A 12149-nucleotide genomic window follows, 5' to 3' on the forward strand; every position below is an offset into this window, starting at 1 on the left:
CACAGCCGTTGCGCACGTCCGGTTGCGCGCTGTCGGATGTCGCACAGTCACCCGTCGGGCCGCAACCTTCGGGCCCGCTCGCGGGTCAGGGCAGGGCGGCGACGGCCTCCGCGTACGCGACGCCGGTGGCGATGGCGGCGTCCACCAGCACCCGCAACTGCGCCGGCGCGACCCCGTGCGCCAGGTCGGTGGCCGCGTCCCCGGCGAGCACGATCTCGCTGTCGAGGTCGTGCGCGTACGCCTTGGGCAGCAGCCGGTCGTGGTTCCACGCGTTGCAGAAGGCGTACGCCTCGGACCGCCGCGTGGCCGGCAGCCGCCGGTCGGCCATCGCCCGGGTGTGCAGCACCTCGCCCCGCTCGCCAGCCCGTCGGAACTGGATCACCGCGGCGCCCCACCGGCCGACCACCGTGCCGTCGTCGTCGATCAGGTACCGGTCGCCGCGCCGGTCCAGGGTCGCGGTGATGAGGTCGGCGGTGAGCGCCATCAGCTCCCGCTCGGACTCCCCGTCCGGCCCGGGACCGGCGTCGTCCTCCTCGTCGGCGACGTCGCCGCCACCCGGCAGCGGCACCGCCGCCGCGGCGGGACGTTCGGCCAGCCAGGCCGCGATCCTGCCGGACTGGTGACCGGTGCCGTTGCGGGCGTCGAAGCTGCCGGCCAGGTCGGTGGCGAGGCCGAGCAGCAGCGCGCCGAGCGTCGACACGTCCAGTTCGGTGGCCGGACGCTCGCCGTACGCCGGGCGGCGCACCCGTCGCTCGCCCAGCCCCGTCTCGTCGGCCAGCCCGCAGACCAGCGCCCCCGCCGCGGCGAACTCCATGGCGGCGAGGTCGTCGGTGGGCCGGTCCAGCCGGGGCAGCTGCTCGGTCAGGATGGCCAGCCCGCGCTCCAGATGCCCGCCGAGCGCGCAGAACCGCAGGTGGGTCGCGAGATGCCCGAACGCGGCGCGCTCGCGCCGGTGCCGCCGGTACGCCCGCACGTGCGCCGCCGCGGCCTCCTCGGCCGCGCCGAGCCGTAACCGTGGCAGCAGTCCGGCGACCAGCGCCCGCTCGGGCTGGTCGGTGCAGGCCGGGGCGTCGGTGTCGTACGCCTCCAGCTCGGCGCGGGCCTCCCGCCACTCGCCCCAGCCGGCCAGCAGTTCCGCGCGGCGGGCCGGGGCGCAGCCGGGGCACCCGCCGGCCGGACCGCCACGCGTACCCGCCCACTGCCGGTAGAAGTGCCGGGCGGTGGGTTCGTCGCCCAGGTGGTCGGCGATCCGGCAGCGCAGTTCGGCGACGGTCGGCCCGTCGAGCCCGCCCGTCCCCACCCGCTCGGCCAAATCGGTCAGGAGTAGTCGGGTCTGGTCCAGCCCCACCCGGGGGGTGCCGAGCAGCGCCTCCACCGCGTACCGCTGGTAGCGCGTCAGCAGCACGGTCTCGGGGTCGCCGAGCAGCGTGGGCCACCGGTCGGCGGCGGCCCGGCAGCGCCGTACCGGCTCGACGATCCGCCACCGCTCGCCGTGCAGCAGGTACGCCTCGATGAGCGCGAACCTCGCGTCCAGCGCGGACCGGGCGTCCGCGGCGGCGTCGGCGCGCTCGGCGACCCGTTCCAGCGCGGCCAGCCGGCCGGACCCGTCGGGCAGGTCCCGGGCGTCGGCGAGCGCGGACACCAATGCCGGGACACGCTGCCCGACACCCCGGCCGCCGTCTCCGCTGGCGGGCGCGTGCGCCCGGTCGGTACGGCTGCCCGTGGTCTCCTCCCGGCCGGTCACGTCGACACCGCGCCGGGCAGGCGACCGACCGCCACGGCGAGTTGGCAGCCGGTCGTGATGCCGCAGTCGAGCAGTCGGTCGAGCTGGTGGGGCGTGACGCCACGTTCCAGGTCGGTGATCACCTCACCGTGGATCCGGGCCCGGCCGGCGTCGTCGACGTGCACGAACGCCTTCGGCCAGAGCCGGTCGTGGTTCCACGCGTTGCAGAAGGCGTACAGGTCGGGCACCCGTTCGATCCCGAAGGTCGGCGCGACCATCGTGCGGACCTGGAGCAGCTCGCCATCGGCGCCGAGGCGCAGGAACCAGATCAGGTTGTCGTCGAAGCGTCCCACGAGGTCACCGTCGGGGGCACGGCCGACCGGGCGGCCGCGCGCGGCGAGCACCGCGGCGATCAGCTCGCCGGTCAGCGGGCGTACCGCACCGGGGTGCCCGGCCAGCGGATCGTCCTCGATTCCCGGCGACGCCATCGGGCATCCCTTCTGAGGCGGATATCACGACCGGCGGCGGGGTCCGTGCTGCGACGCGCGGACACGACCCGGAAAAGCGGCGATCTGCCCGGCCCCACCGTTACCGTGACTCTATGGCGGGCCGTACCTCTCAGGCGAGCCGGCGACGCGGCGCGTCGCCGCGCGGTGGCACCAACAGCCGTGCCCGTCAACCGGCGAAGAAGACCCGGGCACCGGTACGGCGACGCACCACACCCGCCCGTCCGGGCCCCGCCGTCTACGTGGGCCGCGCTGTCGGTGCACTGTGGATGGGGCTGGCGCACGGGATGGGGTGGGCGGTGCGGGCTGCCGGCCGGCAGGCCGCCTCCGCCCGCGACCTGGACCCGGAGCACCGCCGTGACGGGGCCGGACTGCTGCTGTTCGGGCTGGCCCTGCTCAGCGCCGTGGCGCTGTGGTTCTCCGGCGCGGGCCCGGTGGGCGCCCGCCTGGCCGACACGGTCCGGCTGTTCCTCGGCGCGATCTCCGTCGTGGTGCCGGTGCTGCTGATGATCGGGGCGTGGCGGCTCATGCGTCAGCCGATCGATCCGGAGCACCGGGGTCGAGGGCTGATCGGGTGGGGTTCGCTGCTGGTGTCGACCGCGGCGCTGCTCCAGATCGGCCAGGACCCGGTGGACACCGTGGAGCGTGACTTCGCCGGTGGCCTCGTCGGCGCCGGCGTGGGCGGGCTGCTGGAACGGGCGGTCACCGCCTGGGTGGCCGTACCCCTGCTGGTCCTGCTCCTGCTCTTCGGCCTGCTCGTGGTCACGGCGACGCCGATCAACAAGATCCCGGAGCGGCTGGGCCTGCTCGCCGGAGGGCTGGTCGCGTCTCCGGAGAGCACCGAGGAGGACGACGAGCCGGTCGCGCGGCCCGCGCGCAGGCGTCCGTCGAAGCGGATGCCGCCGCCGATCGACCCGGACGACTTCGAGGACACCGAGGGCGCGGACCTCCAGGAGACCATGGTGCTGCCGCGCAAGGCCCCGGCGAAGGTGCCGGCCAGCCGCAAGCCGGCCGAGCCGCCCGAGCACTCGCCCGCGCCCACCCGCGCCGAGCAGCTCGCGTTGACCGGGCTGGCCGGCGACTACACCCTGCCGCCGGCGAACATGCTCAGCGGCGGAGCCGCGCCCAAGACCCGCAGCAAGGCCAACGACGAGGTGATCGCCGCGCTGACCGGCGTCTTCGACCAGTTCGACGTGGACGCCGCCGTCACCGGCTTCACCCGGGGTCCGACGGTCACCCGCTACGAGGTGGAGTTGGGGCACGGCGTCAAGGTCGAGCGGATCACCCAGCTCTCCCGCAACATCGCCTACGCGGTGAAGTCGCCGGACGTCCGGATCCTCAGCCCGATCCCGGGCAAGAGCGCGGTCGGCGTGGAGATCCCGAACACCGACCCGGAGAACGTGGCCCTCGGCGACGTGCTGCGTTCGCGGGCGGCGACGAGCGACCACCATCCGATGGTGGTGGCGCTCGGCAAGGACATCGAGGGCGGCTACGTGGTGGCCAACCTCGCGAAGATGCCGCACATCCTGATCGCCGGGGCCACCGGCGCGGGCAAGTCGTCCTGCCTCAACACCCTGCTGGTCTCCGTGCTCACCCGGGCCACCCCGGACGAGGTGCGGCTGCTGCTGATCGACCCGAAGCGGGTCGAGATGACCGGCTACGAGGGCATCCCGCACCTGGTCACGCCGATCGTCACGAACGCCAAGAAGGCGGCCGACTCGCTGGACTGGGTCGTCCGCGAGATGGACATGCGCTACGACGACCTCGCGGCCAACGGCGTCCGGCACATCGACGACTTCAACCGCAAGGTGCGCAACGGCGAGATCAAGGCGCCGCCGGGCAGCGAGCGGGAGATGCGCCCGTACCCGTACCTGCTGGTGATCGTGGACGAGCTGGCCGACCTGATGATGGTCGCGCCGCGTGACGTGGAGGACTCGGTCGTCCGGATCACCCAGCTGGCGCGGGCCGCCGGTATCCACCTGGTGCTGGCCACCCAGCGGCCCTCGGTCGACGTGGTGACCGGTCTGATCAAGGCGAACGTGCCGTCCCGGCTGGCGTTCGCCACCTCGTCCCTCGCGGACTCGCGGGTCATTCTCGACCAGCCGGGCGCGGAGAAGCTGCTCGGCCGGGGTGACGGGCTCTTCCTGCCGATGGGCGCGTCGAAGCCGGTCCGCATCCAGGGCGCCTGGGTCACCGAGCGCGAGATCGCCGACGTGGTGAAGTTCTGCAAGGACCAGCGTGAGCCGGAGTTCCGGCCGGACGTGCTGGCCCCCGCCAAGGACAATCAGAAGAAGATCGACGAGGACATCGGCGACGACCTCGACCTGCTGGTGCAGGCGGTGGAGCTGGTGGTCACCTCGCAGTTCGGCTCCACCTCGATGCTCCAGCGCAAGCTGCGGGTCGGTTTCGCCAAGGCGGGCCGGCTCATGGATCTCATGGAGACCCGTGGGGTCGTCGGGCCGTCCGAGGGGTCGAAGGCGCGCGACGTGCTGGTCAAGCCGGACGAGCTGGAGGAGGTCCTGGTCGGTCTGCGCGGCGACGTCGACTGACCACTCGCGACCCCGGACACCCGACGGGCCCGCCGGATACCGGCGGGCCCGTGACGTCGGGGTGGGTCAGTTGTTGATCAGAGCCGCGACGACCACCAGGCCGATGATCGCGGCCACGCCGCTGGCCGCGGCGGCGTACCAGCCCAGCGGCTTGTCACCCAGGACCGCGCCGACGATGCCGGCGATGATGCCGAGCACGCCGAAGATGATCGGGTTGAGCAGCAGGGCGAGCACCGCGAACACGAAACCCACGATGGTGAGGATGCGGGCGGCGTTGCTGCGCGGGCGGGCGGTGGTGGGGATGTCGGCCATGTCGTCCTCCGGATGAGAGCCTGTCGTGACGAACCGATCACTACCCACTGTGGGCGCCCGCCACGCGTGATCGTCAATGGAAGATCTTCAGGCCGACCACGCCGGCGACCACCAGCAGCAGGCAGAAGACCCGGGGCAGGCTCACCGACTCGCCGAGCGCCACCATTCCGACCAGCGCCGTGCCCACCGCGCCGATACCGACCCAGACGGCGTAGCCGGTGCCGACCGGGATGTCGCGCAGCGCGTACGCCAGGCCGCCCATGCTCAGCGCCAGGGCCACCACGAACACCACCGAGGGGAGCAGCCGGCTGAAGCCGGCGCTGCGGTCCAGGGCGACGGCCCAGGCCGTCTCCAGCAGCCCGGAGATCACGAGTACGAGCCAGGCCATCGTTCACCTCACGAGGACGAGTCGGGTCAGTCTGCTGGGGCGTCTTGGCCTGACCGGGTACGCCCACCGCTCGTCCGGAGTGACCACCGCGTCCGGGGCCACCACGGCCGACGCTAGCACCGGCTGGCGGCCCCGGACGGTGACCCACGCCACCACGCATTGACCTCTACTTCGCTTCAACTTGCACTATGGCGGGCATGGCCCTGCTCTATGCCGACCCCGAGGTCGCCGCCGCCCTGGACGCCGCCACCACCGTCGACGCCATGCGGGCCGCCCTGGTGGCCGCGTACGAGGGGCGCCTGGTCGCCCCGCCCCGGGCCGCCGCCCCGCTCGGTGGCGGGCGGATGGTGCTCACCGCCGGGCACCTGGTCGGCGAGTGGTACGGCTACCGCTCGTACGACACGTTCGGCCACCCTCAGGGCGAGCAACTGGTCGTGTTGCACGACGCCGCCACCGGGGCGGTGCGGGCGGTCGCCGTCGGCGAGGAGCTGGGCTCCCGTCGCACCGGTGGACTGGGCGGCGTCGCGGTGGACGCGCTGGCCCGGCCGGACGCGACCACCCTCGGCGTGATCGGCTCCGGGCGGCAGGCCTGGACCCAGGTGTGGGCCGCCGCGGCCGTGCGCCCGCTGCGCGAGGTGGTGGTGCACAGCCGTTCGACCGCGCGCCGGGACGCCTTCGCCAGCCGGGTACGCGCCGAACTGGGCGTGCCGGCCCGCGCGGTCGCCGACCCCGGCGCGGCCGTCACCGGCCGGGACATCGTGGTGCTCGCCACCACGAGCCCCACGCCGGTGCTGCGCGCCGCCGACGTGAGCCCCGGCACGCACGTCAACACGGTCGGCTTCAAGCAGCACGACCGCAGCGAGTTCGGCACCGACCTGCTGGACGCCGCCGACCTGCTGGTCACCGACTCGCCGGCCCAGGCGGCGGACTACCAACCGCCGATGCTCGCGGCGCTGCCCGCGTACGCCGGACGGCTGCGGGACCTGGGCGGCATCCTGGCGGGCGCGGTTCCCGGCCGGACCACGGCGGACCAGGTCTCCGTCTTCTGCTGCACGGGCCTGGCCGGTACCGAGGTCTTCCTGCTCGACGCCCTGACCCGGGCGACCGCCGTGACCCGGTGACCGACGCCCGCACGTGGTGTGATCCCGCCGGCCGCCGTGCCCGCGTGCGTGGGCTACCGCGAGCGGCCCGGTACCCTCGGATGGTGTCTGCCACCTCTCCTTCCGCTTCCGACAACGCCGAGGGCCGTCGCGTCGCCCTGCTCACCCTGGGCTGCGCCCGTAACGAGGTCGACTCGGAGGAGTTGGCCGCCCGGCTGCACGCCGACGGCTGGCAGGTGAGCACCGACGGCGAGGGTGCCGACGTGGTGGTCGTGAACACCTGCGGCTTCGTGGAGAAGGCCAAGCAGGATTCCATCCAGACGCTGCTCGCCGCCGCCGGGACGGGCGCGAAGGTGGTGGCCGCCGGCTGCATGGCCGAGCGGTACGGCAAGGAGCTGGCCGACAGTCTGCCCGAGGCGCAGGCGGTGCTGAGCTTCGACGACTACCCGGACATCGCCGCCCGGCTCAACGCCGTGGTCGCCGGTGAACAGGTCACCGCGCACACCCCGCGGGACCGCCGGGAGCTGCTGCCCCTGACGCCGGTGAAGCGCCGCGACAGCGGGGTGTCCCTGCCGGGGCACGGCACCGTGGCGCGTGCCGCCGTCGAGACCGACGAGCACACCCCGGCGCACCTGCGTCAGGTGCTGCGCCGTCGACTCGACACCGGCCCGGTCGCGTCGCTGAAGCTCGCCAGTGGCTGTGACCGGCGCTGCGCGTTCTGTGCCATCCCGGCGTTCCGTGGGGCGTTCGTCTCGCGAACCCCGGACGAGCTGCTCGCCGAGGCGGAGTGGCTGGCCAAGACCGGCGTACGGGAGCTGGTGCTGGTCAGCGAGAACTCGACCTCGTACGGCAAGGACCTGGGCGACCCGCGCGCGTTGGAGAAGCTGCTGCCGCAGCTCGCCGCGGTGTCCGGCATCGTCCGGGTGCGGGTGAGCTATCTCCAGCCGGCCGAGACGCGGCCCGGGCTGGTCGAGGCGATCGCCGGTACCCCCGGGGTGGCCCCGTACTTCGACCTGTCGTTCCAGCACTCCAGCGAGCCCGTGCTGCGCCGGATGCGGCGTTTCGGCTCCACCGACCGGTTCCTGGAGCTGCTGGCCAGCGCCCGGGCGCTGGCTCCGGAGGCGGGCGCGCGGAGCAACTTCATCGTCGGCTTCCCCGGCGAGACCCGCGCCGACATCGACGAGCTGACCCGGTTCCTGACCGAGGCCCGGCTCGACGCGATCGGCATGTTCGACTACAGCGACGAGGACGGCACCGAGGCCGCCGGACTGCCCGGCAAGGTGTCCGCCGCGACCATCAAGCGGCGGTACGACCGGCTGAGCGCGCTCGCCGACGAGCTCTGCTCCCAGCGGGCCGAGGACCGGCTCGGCTCGACCGTCGAGGTGCTGGTCGACGCGATCGTGGACGGCGTGGTGGAGGGCCGGGCCGCGCACCAGGCGCCGGAGGTGGACGGATCGACCACCCTGGTCGCGCCGGTCGACGGCGGGGTCGACCTGAGCGCACTGCGCCCGGGTGACCTGGTGCGGGCCACGGTGACCGGCACCGAAGGGGTGGATCTGCTCGCGGTGCCGGATGAGATGATCTCGGCGGCGCCCGGCGCGGCACGGTGACGGCGGGCCCGGACGGAGCGGGGGAGCCAGGTGGTGCGGTGTCGGGAACGCCACGGCGGCCCGAGCGGAGCGAGACGGTGACCGGGGCGACGGAGTCGACGCCGGCCCGGGTGGTCGCGCGGGTGCCCGTGCTCAACGCCGCCAACGCGCTGACCGCCCTGCGGCTGGTGCTGGTGCCGGTCTTCGCCGCCTCGGTGATCGTGTCGGGGATGACCCACGCCGGCTGGCGGATGGCCGCCTGCCTGATCTTCGCGGTGGCCTCGGCGACCGACCTGGTGGACGGTTGGATCGCCCGCCGGTTCGGGCTGGTCACCTCGGTCGGCAAGGTGGCCGACCCGATCGCCGACAAGGCGCTCACCGGCGCGGCTCTGGTGCTGCTCTCCTGGTACGACCGGCTGCCCTGGTGGGTGACGGCGCTGATCCTGGTCCGCGAGCTGGGCATCACCGGGCTGCGGTTCTGGGTGATCCGGCACGGGGTGATCGCGGCCAGCCGTGGCGGCAAGATCAAGACCGCGCTGCAGATCCTGGCCATCGCCTGGTACCTCTGGCCGATGCCGGCCGCCCTCGCCGCCGTCGGCCCCTGGATCATGGTTGCCGCCGTCCTGGTCACGGTGGCAACCGGTTTCGACTACATCCTCCAGGCCCTCCGCCTCCGCCGCCCCCACCCCTAACCCGCCCCGCGCCCGTCGCCCCGGCGCGTGATCATGACGTTGTTGCGGTTCGGGCCGGCGTGTCGAGGCGATAACTTCATGATCCACGGGGTCCGGCCGGGAGGGTTGGGGGTTGGCGGGTGGGGAAGGACGGGATCATGCAGCGGGACGAGAACGCGACGGGGAGCGCGGCGGCGGCTGTCGTGCACAGCCTTTCGCAGCGGCACGAGACCCTCGCCACCGTCGAATCGCTCACCGGCGGGCTGCTGGCCGCGTCGATCGTGGAGATCGCCGGGGTCAGCCGGATCTACCGGGGCGGGCTGGTCGTCTACGCCACCGAACTGAAGGCCACGCTCGCCGACGTGCCGTCCGACCTGCTGGCCGAGCGCGGACCCGTCGACCCCGACGTGGCGGCGGCGCTCGCCGAGGGCGGTCGGCGGCGCTGCGGGGCGGACTGGGGGCTCGCCACCACCGGGGTCGCCGGCCCGGAGCCGCAGGACGGCAAGCCCGTCGGCCTGGTCTACGTCGCGGTCGCCGGCCCGACCGGCGTCGAGGTCCGCGAACTCGACCTCGACGGGGGGCGGGACCACGTACGCTCGGCCGCCGTGATCGAGGCGTTGCGGCTGCTCGCCGAACACATCCACGCCGCCGACGAGGCCGCCATCGAGGGCCTGGAGACAACGGACGTGGCTGCCCCCGCTGGCGAGAAGACGGCCGCCGGGGTCGCTGGGAACGGCTCGGGAGCGGCCGCCGAAAGCGTCCGGGACGGTCTGGGCGCGGCCGGCGCGGGGCGTCCGTGAGCCGTCCCGCCAGGATCCGACGGGCGGGGTGGGATGTCGCCGGGGCGCGCAGCGGGTACGGTTGCGGGAAGGCTCCGACGCTCGGAGCCGGCGCGGTCCGCCGCGGCCGGCTGCCCGACGCCGGGCGTGAGGTATCCCTCAGGGGGAGGTGCGATGGTCCTGCTACGCCGGGTGATCGGTGACGCACTGCGGGCGCGCCGGCAGGGACAGCAGCGCACACTGCGTGAGGTGTCCACAGCCGCCAACGTCAGCCTCGGTTACCTCTCCGAGATCGAGCGGGGGCACAAGGAGCCGTCCAGCGAGCTGCTGGCCGCGATCTGTGACGCGCTCGGCGCCCGCCTTTCCGAACTTCTCCGCGAGGTGAGCGACACCGTGGCGCTCGCCGAGCAGATGCCCGCCGGGGTGCTCGTCGGCATGCAGGACGAGCCGGCCGAGGCCGCGCCCGTCGCGCCGGCCGCCGTGCGCAAGGCCGCCAACCGGGGCGTCCGCCAGGTCACCTCCGACGGCAAGGTCGCGGTGTCGGTCCGGCAGGATTCCCCGCTGCGGGCGACGCTGCGCAGCACCCGGGTCCGGCCCACCGAGCGCGACCGGGACGTGGTCTGCGCCGCCTGAGCACCGTGCGTCCGTTGCCCATGGGCGAGGTGGCCCCGGCCGCGTAGGGTTGCCCGCAGGAGCCGACGGTGCCCGTCGTGCGCCCGGTACGGATGCCGCGCTGGCGTTCGGCTGGGACGATGGAGACCGGCCGGGTCGCGGTCGGTCGGCGCAATCCGGCCCGACCGCGGTGCAGCGACGCTACTGAGGGGATACCGCGGAGATGGCGAACCCGTTCGTCAAGGGCTGGAACTACCTGATGGCGCTCTTCGGCGCGAAGATCGACGAGCACGCCGACCCGAAGGTGCAGATCCAGCAGGCCATCGAGGATGCCCAGCGGCAGCACCAGGCGCTGGTCCAGCAGGCGGCCGCCGTCATCGGCAACCAGCGTCAGCTGGAGATGAAGCTGTCCCGGCAGATGTCCGAGGTCGAGCGGCTCCAGGGCAACGCCCGGCAGGCCCTGGTGCTGTCCGACCAGGCCCGCGCCAAGGGCGACGAGGCCGAAGCGGTGCGGTTCGAGCAGTCCGCGCAGGCCCTGGCCACCCAGCTGGTCTCCGCCGAGCAGGCCACCGAGGACCTGAAGACCCTGCACGACCAGGCGCTCGGCGCGGCCGCGCAGGCCCGCCGCGCCGTCGAGAACAACTCGATGATCCTCCAGCAGAAGCTCGCCGAGCGCACCAAGCTGCTCAGCCAGCTGGAGCAGGCCAAGATGCAGGAGACCGTGGCCCGCTCGTTGGAGTCGATGTCGTCGCTCACCGCACCCACCAACACCCCGTCCCTGGACGAGGTGCGGGACCGGATCGAGCGGCGGTACGCCAACGCCATGGGCCGCGCCGAACTGGCCGGCAACTCCGTCGAGGGTCGGATGCTGGAGATCCAGAAGGCGACCATCGACTCGGCGGGCTCGGCCCGGCTGGAGCAGATCCGTTCCAGCATGGCGGGGGAGCAGCTCGGCGGCACGGCGCAGCGCCCGGCGGTCCCACAGGGCGAGCAGGCGGGCCCGGGCAGCGACCCGGCCGCCGCCGCCCGGCTGGACGAGCTGCGCGCGAGCATGGCCCGCGAGCGGGGCACCGGCGACCCGACCGCCGCCGGCTGAACGACCGGTCCGAGGGGGTCTTTCGGTGGCAGACGAGCGGACACGCTACTTCCGTCAATTGGGTCGGCTGCGCCGGTCCGCCCGGCGGTGGAGCGTACTGGCCGGTGGGCTCGGCGGGGCCACGGCGGTGCTGACGCCGTACGCCGGGCTCGGTCTGCCGGATGCGGCCTGGGCCGGCGCCGCGGGCAGCGCGCTGGCGTTGGCCGCCTGGCGCTGGATCGACCTGCGGGCGCTGGCCGCCCGGCCCGCGCCCCCGGCGCTGGACCCGGCCGAGGCCGCCGCCCGGTCCCGGGCCCGGCTGGTGGCCGCCGTGGAGCGACTGCCGGTCGGCTCGGGCGTGCTGGCCGAGGTACGCCGGGTGCGCGGCCGGGTCGCGCTGCGTGGCACCACCGCCGGCCAGCAGTGGGCGCGACTGGACCGTGCCTCGCTCACCCTGGCGGGGATGGCGCCCCGGCTCACCGGGCTGGCCGAGCCGGCCGTGCTGGAGGCCGCTGCCGCCGACCGGTCGCTGCGGGAACTCGCCAACCGGGTGGCCAGCGTCGAACGGGCCCTGCGGCTCGCGCCGACCGACGCCCGGACGCCGCTGGCCGACGCGCACGCCGCGTTGACCGCCCAGTTGGAGAGCGGGGTGGCGGCATACGAGCGGTTGGTGGTCGCCGCCGCCGGCTACCTCGCCGAGGACGCCCGCCCGGAGCCCACCCACCCGGCCGCCGACCGGCTCACCGAGGCCACCGACCTCCTGCACGGCGTGGCCTCGGCCCTGGCCGAGCTGCGCGCCGGCGGCGCCGGCCTGCGCGCGCCCACCCGCTGAGCCGCACCCCACG

General features: G+C 74.2%; 12 protein-coding genes and 1 riboswitch. Of the genes, 8 read left to right on the top strand and 4 right to left on the bottom strand.

Going from position 1 to position 12149, the window contains the following annotated elements:
- Positions 1-85: 85 nt before the first annotated feature.
- Together AB0B55_RS29155 and AB0B55_RS29160 are read right to left on the bottom strand one after the other, a co-directional pair.
- A complete protein-coding gene (locus AB0B55_RS29155) occupies positions 86-1642 on the bottom strand; it encodes a YbjN domain-containing protein (RefSeq protein WP_357175263.1) in 1557 nt (518 codons plus the stop codon).
- A 98-nt stretch (positions 1643-1740) separates the two neighbouring features.
- A complete protein-coding gene (locus AB0B55_RS29160) occupies positions 1741-2211 on the bottom strand; it encodes a YbjN domain-containing protein (RefSeq protein WP_355051666.1) in 471 nt (156 codons plus the stop codon).
- Positions 2212-2324: 113 nt separating this feature from the next.
- Between AB0B55_RS29160 and AB0B55_RS29165 the strand changes: the two genes are divergently transcribed.
- On the top strand, positions 2325-4778 hold the full coding sequence (locus AB0B55_RS29165; protein WP_357122490.1) for a DNA translocase FtsK 4TM domain-containing protein: 2454 nt from the start codon (positions 2325-2327) through the stop codon (positions 4776-4778).
- Positions 4779-4844: 66 nt separating this feature from the next.
- On the opposite strand, the gene AB0B55_RS29170 is transcribed toward AB0B55_RS29165, so the two are convergent.
- The gene (locus AB0B55_RS29170; protein ID WP_357122493.1) at positions 4845-5090 is read right to left on the bottom strand and encodes a hypothetical protein; all 246 of its coding nucleotides are present in this window, start codon (positions 5088-5090) and stop codon (positions 4845-4847) included.
- A gap of 73 nt (positions 5091-5163) precedes the next feature.
- A complete protein-coding gene (locus AB0B55_RS29175) occupies positions 5164-5478 on the bottom strand; it encodes an SMR family transporter (protein WP_357122496.1) in 315 nt (104 codons plus the stop codon).
- Between the two features lie 33 nt (positions 5479-5511).
- Positions 5512-5583: riboswitch (guanidine-III (ykkC-III) riboswitch) on the bottom strand.
- Positions 5584-5675: 92 nt separating this feature from the next.
- Here AB0B55_RS29175 and AB0B55_RS29180 point away from each other — a divergent pair.
- The 7 genes from AB0B55_RS29180 (at position 5676) to AB0B55_RS29210 (ending at position 12136) form a co-directional block, all read left to right on the top strand.
- Positions 5676-6599, top strand: coding sequence for an ornithine cyclodeaminase family protein (locus AB0B55_RS29180; RefSeq protein ID WP_357175167.1), 924 nt, complete (start codon positions 5676-5678; stop codon positions 6597-6599).
- 80 nt (positions 6600-6679) lie between these two features.
- A complete protein-coding gene (gene rimO / locus AB0B55_RS29185) occupies positions 6680-8188 on the top strand; it encodes a 30S ribosomal protein S12 methylthiotransferase RimO (protein ID WP_357122502.1) in 1509 nt (502 codons plus the stop codon).
- Positions 8189-8265: 77 nt separating this feature from the next.
- Positions 8266-8859, top strand: a complete 594-nt coding sequence (gene pgsA, locus AB0B55_RS29190; RefSeq protein ID WP_357175170.1) for a CDP-diacylglycerol--glycerol-3-phosphate 3-phosphatidyltransferase — start codon at positions 8266-8268, stop codon at positions 8857-8859.
- Positions 8860-8996: 137 nt separating this feature from the next.
- Entirely contained in the window at positions 8997-9638 is a 642-nt protein-coding gene (locus AB0B55_RS29195; protein ID WP_357175173.1) for a CinA family protein, read from the top strand.
- Between the two features lie 153 nt (positions 9639-9791).
- Positions 9792-10250: a helix-turn-helix transcriptional regulator gene (locus tag AB0B55_RS29200; RefSeq protein WP_357122511.1), complete on the top strand. Its 459-nt coding sequence runs from the start codon at positions 9792-9794 to the stop codon at positions 10248-10250.
- Between the two features lie 202 nt (positions 10251-10452).
- A complete protein-coding gene (locus AB0B55_RS29205) occupies positions 10453-11325 on the top strand; it encodes a PspA/IM30 family protein (protein ID WP_357175175.1) in 873 nt (290 codons plus the stop codon).
- A gap of 25 nt (positions 11326-11350) precedes the next feature.
- On the top strand, positions 11351-12136 hold the full coding sequence (locus AB0B55_RS29210) for a hypothetical protein (RefSeq protein WP_357175178.1): 786 nt from the start codon (positions 11351-11353) through the stop codon (positions 12134-12136).
- Positions 12137-12149 lie beyond the last annotated feature (13 nt).

It is taken from the genome of Micromonospora sp. NPDC049107 (genome assembly GCF_040648595.1).
GTDB lineage: Bacteria > Actinomycetota > Actinomycetes > Mycobacteriales > Micromonosporaceae > Micromonospora.